The 14821-nt window shown below is 60.1% G+C and carries 16 protein-coding genes; 7 read left to right on the top strand and 9 right to left on the bottom strand.

Annotated elements, in window-relative coordinates; translation table 11 throughout:
• Positions 1-42 precede the first annotated feature (42 nt).
• The 6 genes from B0H98_RS17030 to B0H98_RS04220 all read left to right on the top strand — a co-directional run bounded on the left by B0H98_RS17030 (position 43) and on the right by B0H98_RS04220 (position 5294).
• Positions 43-207 (top strand): hypothetical protein, encoded by a 165-nt coding sequence (locus tag B0H98_RS17030; protein ID WP_167392628.1) that lies wholly within the window; start codon positions 43-45, stop codon positions 205-207.
• Positions 208-348: 141 nt separating this feature from the next.
• The gene (locus B0H98_RS04240) at positions 349-1695 is read left to right on the top strand and encodes an MFS transporter (RefSeq protein WP_106373795.1); all 1347 of its coding nucleotides are present in this window, start codon (positions 349-351) and stop codon (positions 1693-1695) included.
• 23 nt (positions 1696-1718) lie between these two features.
• Positions 1719-2228, top strand: a complete 510-nt coding sequence (locus B0H98_RS04235) for a retropepsin-like aspartic protease family protein (protein WP_106373794.1) — start codon at positions 1719-1721, stop codon at positions 2226-2228.
• A 71-nt stretch (positions 2229-2299) separates the two neighbouring features.
• Positions 2300-2479, top strand: coding sequence for a PLDc N-terminal domain-containing protein (locus B0H98_RS04230; RefSeq protein ID WP_106373793.1), 180 nt, complete (start codon positions 2300-2302; stop codon positions 2477-2479).
• Between the two features lie 439 nt (positions 2480-2918).
• On the top strand, positions 2919-3677 hold the full coding sequence (locus B0H98_RS04225; protein ID WP_106373792.1) for a winged helix-turn-helix domain-containing protein: 759 nt from the start codon (positions 2919-2921) through the stop codon (positions 3675-3677).
• A gap of 21 nt (positions 3678-3698) precedes the next feature.
• A complete protein-coding gene (locus B0H98_RS04220) occupies positions 3699-5294 on the top strand; it encodes an ATP-binding protein (RefSeq protein ID WP_106373791.1) in 1596 nt (531 codons plus the stop codon).
• Here B0H98_RS04220 and B0H98_RS04215 read toward each other — a convergent pair.
• From B0H98_RS04215 to hemB, 3 genes are all read right to left on the bottom strand, one after another.
• Positions 5257-6195 carry a LysR family transcriptional regulator gene (locus tag B0H98_RS04215; protein WP_106373790.1) on the bottom strand — a complete coding sequence of 313 codons (939 nt, stop codon included), beginning with the start codon at positions 6193-6195 and terminating at the stop codon, positions 5257-5259. The two genes, B0H98_RS04220 and B0H98_RS04215, sit on opposite strands and share 38 nt — an antisense overlap.
• A 98-nt stretch (positions 6196-6293) precedes the next feature.
• Positions 6294-8480 carry a polyphosphate kinase 1 gene (gene ppk1, locus B0H98_RS04210; RefSeq protein ID WP_106373789.1) on the bottom strand — a complete coding sequence of 729 codons (2187 nt, stop codon included), beginning with the start codon at positions 8478-8480 and terminating at the stop codon, positions 6294-6296.
• Positions 8481-8599: 119 nt separating this feature from the next.
• A complete protein-coding gene (hemB, locus tag B0H98_RS04205; protein ID WP_106373788.1) occupies positions 8600-9613 on the bottom strand; it encodes a porphobilinogen synthase in 1014 nt (337 codons plus the stop codon).
• 166 nt (positions 9614-9779) lie between these two features.
• On the opposite strand from hemB, the gene elbB reads away from it, so the two are divergent.
• Positions 9780-10457: an isoprenoid biosynthesis glyoxalase ElbB gene (gene elbB / locus B0H98_RS04200; RefSeq protein WP_106373787.1), complete on the top strand. Its 678-nt coding sequence runs from the start codon at positions 9780-9782 to the stop codon at positions 10455-10457.
• A gap of 90 nt (positions 10458-10547) precedes the next feature.
• Here the strand turns inward: elbB and tatC are convergent, their stop codons facing one another.
• The 6 genes from tatC to B0H98_RS04170 are packed head-to-tail and all read right to left on the bottom strand — an operon-like array spanning position 10548 to position 14775.
• Positions 10548-11333, bottom strand: a complete 786-nt coding sequence (gene tatC / locus B0H98_RS04195; protein WP_106373786.1) for a twin-arginine translocase subunit TatC — start codon at positions 11331-11333, stop codon at positions 10548-10550.
• A complete protein-coding gene (gene tatB / locus B0H98_RS04190; RefSeq protein ID WP_106373785.1) occupies positions 11330-11764 on the bottom strand; it encodes a Sec-independent protein translocase protein TatB in 435 nt (144 codons plus the stop codon). The genes tatC and tatB overlap by 4 nt, the downstream gene beginning before the upstream one ends.
• Before the next feature lie 3 nt (positions 11765-11767).
• Positions 11768-12031 carry a Sec-independent protein translocase subunit TatA gene (gene tatA, locus B0H98_RS04185; RefSeq protein WP_106373784.1) on the bottom strand — a complete coding sequence of 88 codons (264 nt, stop codon included), beginning with the start codon at positions 12029-12031 and terminating at the stop codon, positions 11768-11770.
• Between the two features lie 35 nt (positions 12032-12066).
• Positions 12067-12438 (bottom strand): phosphoribosyl-ATP diphosphatase, encoded by a 372-nt coding sequence (locus B0H98_RS04180; RefSeq protein WP_106373783.1) that lies wholly within the window; start codon positions 12436-12438, stop codon positions 12067-12069.
• Between the two features lie 43 nt (positions 12439-12481).
• The gene (gene ubiB / locus B0H98_RS04175) at positions 12482-14104 is read right to left on the bottom strand and encodes a ubiquinone biosynthesis regulatory protein kinase UbiB (RefSeq protein WP_106373782.1); all 1623 of its coding nucleotides are present in this window, start codon (positions 14102-14104) and stop codon (positions 12482-12484) included.
• Positions 14101-14775, bottom strand: a complete 675-nt coding sequence (locus B0H98_RS04170; protein ID WP_106373781.1) for a ubiquinone biosynthesis accessory factor UbiJ — start codon at positions 14773-14775, stop codon at positions 14101-14103. Before B0H98_RS04170 ends, ubiB begins: the two co-directional genes overlap by 4 nt.
• Positions 14776-14821: the final 46 nt, after the last annotated feature.

Here is a 14821-nt window from a genome sequence, read left to right as displayed (position 1 = left end):
GGGTATTGATCAGGCCTTCAGGAGCAGACACATGGAGCGGGGATGCTGATGGCTCGGCAGGGGCGTCACGGTGCCACGCGGCGCCAGCCCAAGGGAGCAGCGCTTGAGCGCTGGCTGGACCGCTGGCTCGACAAGATAGTCACCGTGGCTGTCGTCACGGCGCTGGTCGTAGGGCTTTCTGCTGTCTTGGCACATTGGCTTTTATAGGCCAACCTGTTGTAACGCTAGTCAAAGCGCCCGGCTATAGGCCGGGCGTTTGCTTTCGCAGTATGCTCACCCGCCATGAAGTGGCGTTGATCGCCGTCCCGCAGGTCGATACCTGCCTGCTGCCCTTACAAGAGAGCCCGTATGTTGCTAAATGATGCTGCCAAGGCCCCCTCCGCCTACGCCTCGCGCCGGGAAATAGTGGGCTGGGCCATGTTCGACTTCGCCAATCAGGCGTATACCCTGCTGATTATCACGGTGGTGTTTGGTGAGCTGTTTACCACGGTGATTGTCGGCGACCGGGGCGACGGCTTTCGGCTGGCCAACTTCCTGTGGAGCCTGGCACTGGCCATCAGCTACCTGATGGTGGTGATTACCGCTCCGCTGTGCGGGGCAGTGATGGATTACCGGGCGGAAAAGAAACGCTTTTTGATGTTCAGCTATCTGGCCACGGTAGCCACTACCGCGATGCTTTACTTTGTCACTCCCGGGTACGTGGTCATGGGGCTGATACTGATTGTCGTGTCCAATTACGCCTACTCGATGGGTGAATCCTTTATTGCCGCCTTTCTGCCCGAGCTTGGCCCGCCGGAGAAGCTTGGCAAGATTTCCGGCTTTGGCTGGTCGCTTGGCTATATCGGCGGACTGTTTGCCGCCGGTTTCACGCTTTTGGTGCTGGGCGAGGCCACAGCGGAGAACTTTGACCGCATACGCTGGGTAGGGCCTTTCGCTGCAGGGTTTTTCCTGGTCACCGCCATTCCTACCTTTTTATGGCTAAAGGAGCGTGGCACCCCCAAGCCCTCCGGCGTTGCCTACTGGCGCATCGCCCAGCAGCGGGTTTATTCGACCATGCGCGAGCTGCGTTACTTCAAGGATCTGACGGTCTTCTTGATCTCGCTGCTGTTCTCCATGGCCGGGGTCTACATCATTATCGCGTTTGCGTTCATTTACGGTGCCCAGGTCATTGGCTGGGACGAGAGCGTGCGTAACATCATGTTCATCATCGTTCAGGTCACCGCGGCGGCAGGCGCCTTGGGGTTTGGCTGGCTTCAGGATCGCCTGGGTGCCAAGCGAACCTATCAGATCACCCTCGGGCTCTGGGTAGTGGCCATCATTGCCATCTGGGCCACGCCGGAAATAGCCACGCTGGCAAACGCGCGATTTGGCTGGCAGTGGCAGGCCCAGTACGTGTTTCTGATCGTGGGATGTCTGGCAGGGCTTAGCCTGGGGTCCAGCCAATCGGCCAGCCGCGCCCTGGTCGGGGTATTCTCGCCGCTCGAGAAATCTGCCGAGTTCTTTGGCTTCTGGGGTCTGGCCAACAAGCTTGCCGGGGTGATGGGAATCGTCATGCTCGGCGTGCTTCAGGCGATGATTGGCCTGCAGGCGTCTATTCTTTTATGTGTCGGCCTTTTCGTTGTTGCCATGCTGATCTGTTCAAGGGTCAACGAGCGCCGCGGCCGTGAAGCTGCAATTGCCTGGAAGAACGCTTAAAACACCGGAGTAGGGAGCACATAATGCATTCAGCGCAGCGCGGCGGCATCGTGATGATGATGCTCTTCTGGGTACTGCTCATCGGGCTTGGCACGTGGTGGCTGGATGGCGGTATGGAGAAGATCCTGACACCCAATGCGCACATTGTGCAGGCCGCCTCCGACGGCGGTCCGGTAACGCTCAAGCGTAACCGCTCCGGGCATTTCGAAGCGCCCGGTGAAATCAACGGCGAGCCGGTCAGGTTTCTGCTGGATACCGGTGCCACTTACGTGGCCGTCTCGGATCAGCTGGCTCGTCAGTTGGGCCTGGAGCGTGGGCGAAACGCCTGGTTCAACACGGCCAACGGCCGAGTGCAGGGCAATCTCACCGAGCTTGATGAGGTGACGCTGGGCGGGATTCGGGCAAGTAACGTGCCGGGTTCCATCAGCCCGGGCATGGATGACGATACGGTACTGCTGGGCATGAGTTTCTTGCATCTGCTCAACATCGAAATACGCAGCGGTGAAATGGTACTGAGCCTGCCGGATTCGTAAGCGGTACTTGTGAACACGACAGTGATGTGCTTAGCTAAAAGCTCATGGATACAACACGCTAAGGAACTGCTATGGGTATCGAAGTAGGTGGATTGTTAGGTCTTATCTGGCTCATCATTCTGGTCTGGGCCATCGTCAAGGTTGCCAAGAGTTCAGCCGGTGGCGTTGCCAAGCTGCTGTGGATACTGGCACTACTGTGCTTCCCGCTGGTCGGCCTGATTATCTGGCTGTTAATGGGGCCAAAGGGGTAGCGCCACTCCTTGAAACACGTGTTGCATTAAAAAAGGCAGGCCTTGCGCCTGCCTTTTCTATTAGGATGTACGGCTACGCGCTATTCCCCTGATTCGGAGGCGCTTTATAATGCCCCGGAATTTTCAGCTTTTCCCCATTGGGCAGGTCGCGTACCTGGGTCGGAACGTAAACACGTTTGATAACACTTTTCGCCTTGCCATCTCCCATGGCTTAACCCTCCTGTCAGATTGTCGACAGCCTGCTTGCTTGCCCTTACATTAGTCCTCGCCGGTAGAAGAATCAAGAGGGCGAGAGGGCGTGTAAAGCGTAAAAAGGCATAGCGTGTCAGCGTCAAACGGTGAGAGGTTTTAAGATATTGTATGAACAGGTGATAACCTGCTTTTTTTATAACGGGTAGCTGGATGGACGACGAACTGCCCAGGCAGAGTGAGAGATAAGATGGTAAATCACTTGGAAGAGCAATTTCAGGCGCTTGAGTCACAGGAAACGGTGATGCCTGACTACCCAGATCAGGACCATATCCTGATTATCGAAGACGACCAGCGGCTGGCAGAACTCACGCGCGATTATCTTGAAGCCAACGGTTTTCAGGTCACTCTGGAAGCCGACGGGGCAAAGGGCACCGATCGTATTCTGACCCTGCAGCCGGATCTGGTGATTCTGGATCTCATGCTACCTGGTGAAGACGGCCTCTCCATCTGCCGCCGTGTGCGCCCCAACTTCGCCGGTCCCATCATGATGCTGACGGCGCGCACCGACGATCTTGACCAGATTCTGGGGCTTGAGATGGGCGCAGACGACTACGTGCCCAAGCCCGTTCAGCCCCGGGTACTGCTGGCCCGCATGCGCGCCTTGCTGCGCCGTGCCGATGGCCCCGCCCCCAACGGTGAAATGCGCTTGCGCTTTGATAACCTGGAAATCGATAACGCGACTCGCGAAGCCTGGCTTGCCAGCGAGCGCATCGACCTGACCAGTGCCGAATTCGACCTCCTGTGGCTGCTGGCCCGCAATGCCGGCCGGGTTTTGACCCGTGAAGAGATTTTCACCGAGCTGCGCGGCATCAAGTACGACGGCCAGGACCGCTCCATTGACGTTCGGGTATCGCGCATTCGCCCCAAGATCGGCGATGACCCCAACCAGCCTCATCGCATCAAGACCGTACGCAGCAAAGGCTATCTTTTCGTGAAAGACAGCTGATGAACGCCAAGGGCAAGTGCCATGCTTCGACCGCTTAGCCATAGCTCGTTTTTCAAGTTCTACCTGCTGCTGGGCCTGGCGCTGTGCGTCGTGCTGCTGATCGCACTCGGCGGCCGCTCGTTTATCGAACAGGTACGCCGTGAGGATTACCGCGAACAGCTGGCGGCGCTGCCCATGTCGCTGATGACTCGCCAACTGGCTGACTCAGCGGTTGACGAGCGTGAGCGTTTGATCAGCCGCTTTGCCGAGCAGTTGGGCATGCAGCTTACCCTGCGGCGTATCAGCGAAGTGGAGCTTGGCTATTTTGCCGGAAAACGCATTGAGCGTGGCAGCGTGCTGGTGGCCGAAGACCCGTGGCGTCTTCGCCAGCGGCTGCCGGGTAGCCAGTGGCTGCTTGAGGCTACGCTGCCGGCCTGGAGCGAGCGTCAGTGGCAGGGAAGCATGGTTCTGCTGGGCGAATGGTTGGCCACCTTGCCCAATGATGAGCGTGAGCGGGCGCTTGCCGCGCTAAGCTCGGGCAGCTGGCCACTTCTACTGCTGTCGACGCTGCCCGACAACCTGACGGACAGGCAGCAGCGCCAGCTGGAGCTGGGTAACGTGTTGACCCTGCTGATTTCCGACAAGCTTGCCATCAGCCTGCTCCAGCAGCTGCCTGGCGAAGACGTCTGGATCATGGCGGGCCCGATCACGCGGGGCGACACGCTGCCCATGAATCTGCAACTGCCGCTTCTGATCGGGGTCATGGTGGTGCTGTGCCTGATCATTTACCTGATCATGCGCAATATCGAAACGCGCATGGCGCGCCTGGAGCTTGCCGCCACGCGCATCGCCAGCGGCAGGCTCGAAACGCGAGTGAAGGTCGAAAGCGACGACTTTCTGGGCCGCCTGGGGCTGGCCTTCAACGGCATGGCAAGCCAGGTACAGACCCTGCTGCGCGGCCAGCAGGAGATGATCCGCGCGGTGTCCCACGAGCTGCGCACGCCGGTTGCGCGGATTCGCTTTGCTGTGCAGATGGTGGAAGACATGACCGACCAGCCGGCCATTCGTCGCCAGCTGCAGGGCATAGATGCGGATATTTCCGAGCTCGACGAGCTGGTGGACGAGATTCTCACCTACGCGCGCCTGGGCGGGGAAACCGTGAACGGCGCCGAGCTGGAAATGGCCCTGGTAGATTGCCGCGCCATGGCCGAACGGGTGATCGATACGCTGGCGCCGCTGCATGAAGAGCTTTCGCTCTCGCTTGAAGAGGGGCCCGATATCGAGCTTATGGCCGAGCCGCGCTACCTGCAGCGGGCGCTGCAGAACCTGGTGGGCAACGCCTGCCGCTACGGCAAAAAGCACATTACCATCCGGCTGTGGAGCGAAGCCCAGCTGGTGCGTATCGATGTGGAAGACGACGGCCCCGGCATACCCTTCGATGCGCGTGTGGATATCTTCAAGCCCTTTACTCGCCTGGACGACAGCCGGGCGCGCAGCCTGGGCGGTTACGGTCTGGGGCTTTCGATTGTCCAGAAGATCATGGCCGGCCACGGAGGCAGCGTGACGGTAGACACCAGCCCCACGCTTGGCGGTGCCCGCTTTACGCTGCTGGTTCCTCGTCGCGAGACGCCGGTTTGATGCCTGACAGCACGGCAAACGAGGTTTCCCGGGCGGTGCGCAGAAAATCCTGCATCCACGGCGCTTCAAGCGTCTCTTCACGAATGGCCGCGTACAGCGTGCTCCAGATGCCGTTTTCGCCCAGTTTTACCGCGCTTACGTAATCGCGCTCCAGATACTCCGTCAATGCCCAGTTGGGCAGCGAACAGACGCCGCGCCCGCTGGCGACCAGCTGCATCATCATGATGGTGAGCTCCGCGGTGCGGATCTCCTGGGGGCGCACACCGGCGGGGTCGAGAAACTGGGTAAATACATCCAGGCGGGATTGCTCGACAGGGTAGGTAATCAGCGTCTGGTCGGCCAGCGCCTGCGGCTCCACGAAGCCTTGCCCGGCGTAGGTATGCTGCTTTGCCACGGCCAGAAGCCCCTCGTAGCGAAACAGCGGCGCGTAGTGCACGCCCTCAAGCGGCTGGGGGTCGGCGGTAATCACCAGGTCGAGCTGTTCGCGGGCCAGTGCCGGCAGCGGGTCGAAGTGGTGGCCGCTGGGAATATCGATTTCCACTTCAGGCCAGTGATCGCGAAAGTAATCCACCGTCGGCATCAGCCATTGAAAGCAGCTATGGCACTCGATGGCCATGTGCAAACGGCCCTGCTCGGTACCCGCCAGACGCGCTACATCGCGCTCGGCCTTGCGCACTTCCGGCAGTATCTGGTCGGCCAGAGCCAGAAGCCGCAGGCCGGCGCGGGTAAATTCGACCGGACGGGTCTTACGCACAAACAGCGCGCTGTCGACCCGGCTTTCTAGGTCCTTCAACTGGTGGGAAAGCGCCGACTGGGTAAGGTGTACGCGTTCGGCTGCATCCACCAGTGACCCCGTCTCGCGCAGGGCAAGCAGCGTGCGTAAATGGCGTAATTCAATCATGTTGAAGTTGATTCACCCGGATTGTTGGAAAGCATGAGTTTCATGCATTTTTTCACACTCCCCCGGGATGTGAAACCACTCCCCCTGAAACACGCGGCCTAACTTTTGGAGGCGTAGGCGTAAAGCAGGGTTTCCTGGGCGCTGATGGCATCGCTGCTACCGGGGTCCTGGGAGCGGTAGCTGCCGTCACTCTGCAAAAGCCAGCTCTGGCAGTTATCCACCAGATAGGTTTCAAGATCCTTGCGTACCCGCGTGGCGAGCTTTTTATCCAGCAGCGGAAAGCAGGTTTCAACCCGGTGAAACATGTTGCGTGACATGAAATCCGCACTCGAGCACCAGGTCTCCGACTTGCCGTCGTTGTGAAAGTGAAAGACCCGGGTATGCTCCAGGAAGCGGCCGATGATCGAGCGTACGCGAATATTTTCGGAGATACCCGGCAGGTCAGGCTTCAGGCAGCACATGCCGCGAATGATCAGGTCACACTCGACGCCCGCTTGGGAAGCGCGGTACAGCGCCTTGATCAGCTTGGGCTCGGTCAGTGAGTTGCACTTGATGATGATATGGCCGCGCTTGCCCTTGCGCGCCAGCTGCGCCTCACGGTCGATCATCTCCACCAGGCGCTCGTGGAGGGTGAAGGGCGCGTGCAGCAGCGTATCGATCTTGCGCGCTCGGCCCATGCCGGAAAGCTGCTGAAACACCTTGTGTACATCGGCGCATAGCGCGGTGTTGGCCGTGAGCAGGCTGTAGTCGGTGTAAAGCTTGGCGGTCTTGGAGTGGTAGTTGCCGGTCCCTAAATGGGCGTAGTGGCGCAGCTCGCCTTTCTCGCGGCGTACGATATGCAGCATCTTGGCGTGGGTCTTGTAGGCCATCACGCCATAGATGACGATGGCGCCCGCTTCCTGCAGGCGCGAGGCGAGCTGCAGGTTGTCGGCCTCGTCAAAACGCGCGCGCAGCTCGATCACCACGGTGACTTCCTTGCCCTGGCTTGCCGCATCCACCAAGGCGCTGACGATCGGTGAGTCGGAACCGGTACGGTAAAGCGTCTGCTTGATGGCCAGCACGTCCGGGTCGCGGGCGGCTTCGCGCAGAAGTTCCTCGATCGGTGAGAACGACTGAAACGGGTGGTGCAGGAGCACGTCGTTCTTGGCAATGGCATCGAACAGGCTGCCGGTTTTCAACGCTTTGGGAATCCCCGGCGTATACGGGCGATACACAAGCTCGGGCCGGTCGACATCGCCCAGTACCGACATCATGCGGGTCAGGTTCACCGGCCCCTGAACGCGGTAGAGGTCTTCGGCATCCAGCTCGAACTGACGTAGCAGGAAGTTGGTCAGATCATCCGGGCAGTTTTCCGCCACCTCCAGACGCACGCCGCGGCCGTAACGCCGGGCAAGCAGCTCGCCGCGCAGCGCCGAGGCCAGGTCTGACACCTCCTCGGGGTCTACGGTCATGTCCGCGTTGCGGGTCAGCCGGAACTGATAGCAGCCGCGCACGCGCATGCCGGGAAACAGCTCCTCGGCATGGGCATGAATCATCGACGACAGGAACACGTACTCGGAAAAGCCTTCGGCACACAGCTCCTTGGGCAGCGGCATCAGCCTGGGCAGCGAGCGCGGTGCGGGCAGTATGGCCATGCCACCCGCGCGGCCAAAAGCGTCTTTACCTTCAAGCTCGACGATGAAGTTCAGGCTCTTGTTGACCAGCCGCGGGAAGGGGTGCGACGGGTCCAGGCCGATGGGGCTGATGACCGGCATGATTTCGTTGTTGAACAGATCATACACCCAGGCCTTTTGCGCTTCGGTCCACTGGTCGCGGCGGCGAAAACGCAGCCCCTGATTCTCCAGCGCCGGTAGCAGGGTGTCGTTGAGAATACGGTACTGGCGCGCGATCTGTTGATGGGCAATGTCGGAAATCTCGCTCAGCACCGCCTTGGGCAAGCGACCGTCGGCGGCGGTGGTGTCATCGCCGAGCGCCAGCTGATGCTTCAGGCCCGCTACGCGAATTTCGAAGAACTCATCCATGTTGGATGAAAAAATCAGCAGAAACATCAAGCGGTTCAGGAGCGGATGAGCATCATCCAGCGCCTGCTCGAGCACGCGAATGTTGAACTGCAGGTGGGAGAGTTCGCGGTTGAAGTAGAGCTGGGGGTCGTCGAGGTCGGTTTCGCTGAGCGCTTCGCGGGCATGCACACCGTTGGGCGTGCGGTTGATGCGCAGTGGCAGGCTATCTCCCTCGGCGCTTGCGGATTCTGTCAGCGTCGTGGATGGTGAAACGTTGTCGTCCATAGTTGCTCCCCCGCCATAATGGCTTTAACTAGCATAGCGTGATACCTGCCTCCAGAGCAGTATGGGGAGTAAAGATGACAGATAAGTGTCACCTATCTGTCATCTTGGAGGCGTTGGGCCTAGCGGTTGGCCTGCAGTAGATGCGCCGCTTCCAGCGCAAAGTAGGTCAGGATGCCGTCGGCGCCTGCTCGCTTGAAGCACATGAGCGATTCCAGAATCACCGGTTCGGCTTCCAGCCAGCCGTTGTCGAACGCGGCGCGGTGCATGGCGTACTCGCCGCTTACCTGATAGGCGAACGTAGGTACCTTGAGTTCGCTCTTGACCCGTTGAACCACGTCCAGATAGGGCATGCCGGGCTTGACCATCACCATGTCGGCGCCTTCGCTGATGTCCATGGCGACTTCGTGCAGCGCTTCATCGCTGTTGGCCGGGTCCATCTGATAGGTGCGCTTGTCGGCCTTGCCCAGATTGGCCGCCGAGCCGACCGCATCACGAAACGGGCCGTAGTACTTGGAAGCGTACTTGGCGCTGTAGGCCATGATGCGCACGTTATGCAAGAGCTCCTGCTCAAGCACCTGACGGATGGCCCCGATGCGACCATCCATCATGTCGGACGGGGCCAGCACATCGGCGCCGGCTTCGGCGTGAGAGAGTGCCTGCTTGAGCAGCGTTTCGACCGTACGGTCATTCTGGACATAGCCGTGCTCGTCGAGAATGCCGTCCTGGCCGTGACTGGTGTAAGGGTCGAGCGCCACGTCGGTAATGATGCCAAGCGCCGGCAGCGCGTCCTTGAGCGCTCGCACGCTGCGCTGAACCAGGCCACTTGCGTTGTAGGCCTCTTCGGCAAACTCGCTCTTCTGCTCGCTGCCCACCACGGGAAACAGCGCCAGGGCGGGAATGCCAAGCGCATGGGCTTCTCTTGCCTGCTCGATCAGCAGGTCAATCGATAAACGCTCGACGCCCGGCATGGAGGGGATCGCCTCGCGCTGGTTTTCACCCTCCAGCACAAACACCGGCAGAATCAAATCAGACGGGGTCAGCGTGGATTCCTGCATCAGGCGGCGGGAAAAGTCGTCGCGGCGCATGCGGCGCATGCGCGTACCGGGGAACTGGCGGGGACTCAATGTACTCAACGTCTCTCTCCCAACTGGGTCGAAAATGCGGATGCCCAAAGGCCTGCCCCGAGTATATCAGGCATGTCTTACGGCGAAAGCCGTCTTGTGGCCGCGGCCCTGACTGACTAAAGTTAGCGCTTGCTTGCCTGATAACAATAGGCAACCCAGGGACAAGGAGAAAGGCATGACCAAACAGGTGGCAGTAGTGCTGGCAGGTTGCGGCGTTTTTGATGGGTCTGAAATCTATGAAACCACGCTGACGCTGCTGCGTCTGGATCAGCTGGGTATCGATTACCGCTGCTTTGCGCCGGATATCGAGCAGCATCACGTCGTCAATCACCTGACCCAGGAAGCCCAGGAAGGTGAGCCGCGTAACGTGCTCCAGGAGTCGGCGCGCCTTGCCCGCGGCGAGATTCAGCCGCTTGATGAACTCAAGGCCAGTGAATTCGACGCGGTAATCGTGCCGGGCGGTTTCGGTGTGGCCAAGAACCTCTCCGACTTTGCCAGCGAGGGCGACGGCATGCAGGTGCTGGAGGCGCTCAAGGAGGCGCTGACACCGTTCTGGGAAGATGCCAAGCCGATTGGCATGATGTGTATTTCCCCGGTACTGGTACCGCGCCTTTTGGGCGACAGCATCGCGGTGACCGTAGGGCATGACCCGAGCGTGGCGGGTGCCATCAGCGCCATGGGCGGCCTGCACCGCAGCTGCGCGGTGGACGATATCGTGGTGGATCTTGAACACCGCGTGGTCACCACACCCGCCTATATGCTGGCGACGCGTATCAGTGAAGCCGCTACCGGCATTTTCAAGCTGGTAGACCGCATCGATGAAATGATGGATCAAAAACCGCTCAACCCGTAAAACCAGAACGCCTCTGCCAGAGGAGTGGCAGAGGCGTTCAAGGGCAAGCGGCATTCACACGTGGCGGTGGATGGCGGGGCAGAGTCCGGCCTATGGCTCCTGCTCTTCCGCCGCCGCTTTTTCGTCGCGCTTTTTACGCACCAGCCGGCCAAACAGCAGGCCCACTTCATAAAGCAGGTACATGGGCAGGGCAAGCAGGCTCTGCGACACCACGTCCGGTGGCGTCAGCAGCATGCCGACCACGAAACAGCCCAGAAAGATATAGGGCCGCTTCTGGGAAAGGCTCTGGACGCTGGTGGCCCCGGACAGAATCAGCAGGAACGTGGCAATAGGTATTTCAAACGCCAGACCGAAGGCAAAAAAGAGCTTCAGCACGAAGTTCAGGTACTGGTTGATATCGGTCATCACCGCGACGTTTTCAGGCCCCGTCTGGGTGAAAAAGGCAAACAGCAGCGGAAACACCACATAGTAGGCAAAGGCAGCGCCGGCATAAAAAAGCGCGATGCTGGAGACCAGAATGGGTATCGCCAGCGCCTTTTCATTGTCGTAGAGACCCGGGGCGATAAAGGCCCACGCCTGATGCAGCACGAAAGGAATCGCAATGAATACCGCCACGACCAGCGTCAGCTTGAACGGCGCGAGAAACGGCGATGCCACTTCGGTGGCAATCATCTGTGAGCCCGGCGGCAGCAGGTCCATCAACGGTTCGGCCACAAAGCTGTAGATATCGTTGGCAAAAGCGTAGAGGCCCAGAAAGACCACCAGCACCACGACGACCGCCCGCACCAGCCGCATGCGCAGCTCGATGAGGTGTTCGATCAGCGGTGCCTGCTGTTGATCCTGCGGGGGCTCCCGAGAGTCGCCAGGAGTGCTCATGGGTGATTGCTATCCTTGTGAGAGGTCGCCGGGGCCTCTGAAGAGGTGGGTTCGGGCGGCGTGTCGTTGACTTCCTGAAGAGCATCGTCAAGCTGCGCGCTTGCCTGAGCCACGCGCCGTTCGGTTTCCCTGGGGACCTGAGCCGTGGTTCCAGACGCCGAGGGCGAGGAGGGGTCGGCAATGCTTTCCACCTCCTGCTTGGCCTTTTTCAGGCTGTCGTTCAGGGACTTCTGCTGGTCCTTGAGCGCCTGGCGCAGCTCTTCGGCTTCAAGCTGGGCGCTGATTTCGCGCTGCATGCCGGATATCGTGCGCTTGATCTTGCCAACCCACAGGCCAGTCGTGCGCGCCGCCCGCGGGAGGCGTTCGGGGCCAAGTACCAGAAGCCCGACGATGCCGATCAGCATCAGTTCAAGAAAACCGATATCCAGCATAGATTATTTGCGCTCTTCGCTGCGGGGCGTGGTCTTCTCTTCCGCCTGCACATCGTAGGTATTGATCGGCTCTTCATGGCCTACCTTGGCGTGGGGCTGGTCGGCGTCGTGCTTTTCGTCTTTCTCATCTTCATGAACGGCTTTCTTGAAGCCCTTGACCGCGCCACCCAGGTCGCTGCCCACGTTGCGCAATTTCTTGGTGCCGAAGATCAGGATGATGATGCCTAATACAATCAGCAGCTGCCAAATACTGATGCCACCTAACATATGCATTTCCTCATTGATTCAGGGTCGTCTTGCTATTATGGCGTACGGGCGGCTTTTTCGTCATGGCCGGAAATGCCAAAGCGTCGCGCCAGCTCATTTAATACATCCTGATGGTCAAGCTCCAAGTGAGACAGCATGACCAGGCTATGAAACCACAGGTCAGCAGTTTCTGCGATGACCGCTTGACGCTGTGCCGCGCTGCCGTGTTCGGCATCCTTCGCGGCCAGCAGTGTTTCCGTCGCTTCCTCGCCCACTTTTTCGAGTATCTTGTTCAAACCCTTGTGATGCAAGGAGGCGACATAAGAATTATCCGGGGATGCGTGTCGGCGCTCTTTGAGCACTTCGGCCAGGGTGTCAAGCACTGGCGCAGACTCAGGCGTCGGGTTGGGCGTTGGGGGCGTATTCATGTCTCTCCTTTGAAACAGTGGGCATAGCCGTTGCAGGGCCTGGCTATTGCCAAAGCAGAAGCAGCAGGCCAAGGCCTGCAGCAGCCAGTACCGGCCACTCCTGGGCGCTTGCCCAGCCGCTCAAGGGCTGCCAGGCCAGGGCAATGGCCACCAGCAGAACCCCGATGCGCAAACGGTAGTGGCGTTTTCCCTGGCGGGCCATGTGGCGCTGCATATGGTGAATGGCATCCACCTGCTGGTGGCGCTGGCGGTGTTCGATTTCCATGCGGGTAAGCGCCTGATGGGCAAGCACGGGCAGCTCGGGCAGCTGATGGGAAAGCTCGGGGGCCTGGCGCTTCAACGACTCCCACAGCCCGCTGACGCCGGCGCGCTCTTTCATCCACTGCTCAAGATAGGGCTTGGCAGTGCTCCACAGGTCGAGTTCCGGGTAGAGCTGGCGGCCCAGGCCCTCGATATTGAGCAGAGTCTTCTGCAGCAGCACCAGCTGCGGCTGTACTTCCATATTGAAGCGCCGTGCGGTCTGGAAAAGCCCCAGCAGCACCTGACCAAAGGAGATGTCCTTCAGCGGCTTTTCAAGAATCGGCTCGCACACGGTGCGAATGGCCGCTGCAAACTCATTGGCACGGGTATTTTCGCCCACCCAGCCTGACTCGATATGCAGCGCCGCCACTTCGTAATAGTCCTGATGGAAGAACGCCAGCAGGTTGCGTGCCAGGTAGTCCTGATCCTCGCGGGTCAGGCTGCCCACGATGCCGCAGTCGATGGCGATGTACTGGGGGTCTTCCGGATTGTCGCAGTTGACGAAGATGTTGCCCGGGTGCATGTCGGCGTGAAAGAAGTTGTCGCGAAATACCTGGGTAAAGAAGATCTCGACACCGCGCTCGGCAAGCTTCTTGAGATTGGCGCCCTTGGCCATCAAGGCGTCGATATCTGCCACGGGAATCCCGCGGATCCGCTCCTGAACCATCACATGGCGCCGGGTAAAGGGCCAGTAGATGGTGGGCACGAACATCAGCGGCGAATCCTTGAAATTGCGCTTGAGCTGGGAGGTGTTGGCCGCTTCCTTGTAAAGGTCGAGCTCGTCGAACAGGGTGGATTCGTAGTCGCGGATGACTTCCACCGGGCGTAGCCTGCGCGCTTCCGGCACCTTGGCAAACAGTTTGGCGACCTGATACATCAGCGTCATGTCCTGGCGCATGATGCGGTCGATGCCCGGGCGAATGATCTTGACCACCACCTCTTCGCCGGTGTGCAGCCGGGCGGCGTGCACCTGGGCAATGGAGGCCGAAGCAAGAGGTTCCTTCTCGAATTCGGCAAATGCCACCTCAAGTGACATTTCAAGCTCTTTTTCAACGCGTGCAGCGGCAAGCTCGGCTGGAAAAGGCGGCACTTGATCCTGCAACCGCCGAAGTTCATTGGCGATGTCATCAGGTAAAAGATCCCGCCGCGTGGAGAGCATCTGGCCAAACTTGATGAAGATCGGGCCAAGCGCTTCCAGGGCCAGGCGCAGCCGCTCGCCACGGCTACGCTTGCCTACCGCCATCAGCCGTAGCGGCGAGAACCACAGCAGGGTACGCAGCCAGAGCGGCAGGCGCTCCATGGGGATCAACGTGTCCAGACGGTGGCGCGCAATCACCCAAAGAATTTTGAACAAGCGCAAGCTCATGAACGCGGCTCCTGGGCGGCGGACGATACATCAGGGGCGAGTGCTGACTGGGTTAAACGGCGGTGCAGCCGGTTGAGGCGCGCTTCCAGGCGGTCGGTGGCCACCTCAAGTTCGGTCAAGTGCTCGCGCAGCAGATCACGCTGCTGGCGGCCGGGCAGCAGGCGCGCCTCTTCAAACACGTATTCGGAAACGTCCTGAAGCAGCTCGTCCTTGGCGCGCAGGCCCCAGCGGGTCAGGCGGCGCACGCCTTCGGCAAGCGAATGGGCGGGCATGTCACCCAGCCAGCGGGCAAGCTCACCCTCCCAATCGATATCCAGGTCAAACAGCAGGTCGCGAGTCGCTTCCAGCAGATGAACGCGCCCGCGAACGGCGAGCTTGCCGTCGAACATCAGACGCTCGATGGAGGCGCCGCTGATCCACTCGGAAAACGTCTCCGGGGTGAGCTCCACCACGGCGTCCACGTCAGCCTCCTCGACGCCGTCGCCGCGCATCAGGTCAATGCCTGACAGGTGGTAGTGGAGCACCAGCTCGAGATGAGGTTTGTCCAGGCGTACCAGCAGGCGGCTGCCCGCCAGTGCCGCCAGGCGCGAAGGCGCCGCCGGGTCGCGGGCCAGCAGGGCGTTGAGCGTGCGTTCACAACCGGCCAGTAGCAGGGTCGGGGTTACCAGCATGCGGACCTCTGGTTGGGGAGCGCCTTGAAAGACTGGTGCGGCCTGC

Origin of the sequence: Vreelandella songnenensis, assembly GCF_003002925.1 — a bacterium.
Lineage (GTDB): Bacteria > Pseudomonadota > Gammaproteobacteria > Pseudomonadales > Halomonadaceae > Vreelandella > Vreelandella songnenensis.
This window is presented reverse-complemented; position numbering and strand designations above follow the sequence as displayed.

Excerpts from the sequence above, each read along its gene's own strand:
- ubiB (WP_106373782.1), bottom strand. The coding sequence starts at position 14,104 with ATGAGCTTGCGCTTGTTCAAAATTCTTTGGGTGATTGCGCGCCACCGT.
- tatA (WP_106373784.1), bottom strand. The coding sequence starts at position 12,031 with ATGTTAGGTGGCATCAGTATTTGGCAGCTGCTGATTGTATTAGGCATC.
- tatC (WP_106373786.1), bottom strand. The coding sequence starts at position 11,333 with ATGAGCACTCCTGGCGACTCTCGGGAGCCCCCGCAGGATCAACAGCAG.
- B0H98_RS04170 (WP_106373781.1), bottom strand. The coding sequence starts at position 14,775 with ATGCTGGTAACCCCGACCCTGCTACTGGCCGGTTGTGAACGCACGCTC.
- B0H98_RS04235 (WP_106373794.1), top strand. The coding sequence starts at position 1,719 with ATGCATTCAGCGCAGCGCGGCGGCATCGTGATGATGATGCTCTTCTGG.
- elbB (WP_106373787.1), top strand. The coding sequence starts at position 9,780 with ATGACCAAACAGGTGGCAGTAGTGCTGGCAGGTTGCGGCGTTTTTGAT.
- B0H98_RS04180 (WP_106373783.1), bottom strand. The coding sequence starts at position 12,438 with ATGAATACGCCCCCAACGCCCAACCCGACGCCTGAGTCTGCGCCAGTG.
- ppk1 (WP_106373789.1), bottom strand. The coding sequence starts at position 8,480 with ATGGACGACAACGTTTCACCATCCACGACGCTGACAGAATCCGCAAGC.
- B0H98_RS17030 (WP_167392628.1), top strand. The coding sequence starts at position 43 with ATGCTGATGGCTCGGCAGGGGCGTCACGGTGCCACGCGGCGCCAGCCC.
- B0H98_RS04225 (WP_106373792.1), top strand. The coding sequence starts at position 2,919 with ATGGTAAATCACTTGGAAGAGCAATTTCAGGCGCTTGAGTCACAGGAA.
- B0H98_RS04215 (WP_106373790.1), bottom strand. The coding sequence starts at position 6,195 with ATGATTGAATTACGCCATTTACGCACGCTGCTTGCCCTGCGCGAGACG.
- B0H98_RS04220 (WP_106373791.1), top strand. The coding sequence starts at position 3,699 with ATGCTTCGACCGCTTAGCCATAGCTCGTTTTTCAAGTTCTACCTGCTG.
- tatB (WP_106373785.1), bottom strand. The coding sequence starts at position 11,764 with ATGCTGGATATCGGTTTTCTTGAACTGATGCTGATCGGCATCGTCGGG.
- B0H98_RS04230 (WP_106373793.1), top strand. The coding sequence starts at position 2,300 with ATGGGTATCGAAGTAGGTGGATTGTTAGGTCTTATCTGGCTCATCATT.
- B0H98_RS04240 (WP_106373795.1), top strand. The coding sequence starts at position 349 with ATGTTGCTAAATGATGCTGCCAAGGCCCCCTCCGCCTACGCCTCGCGC.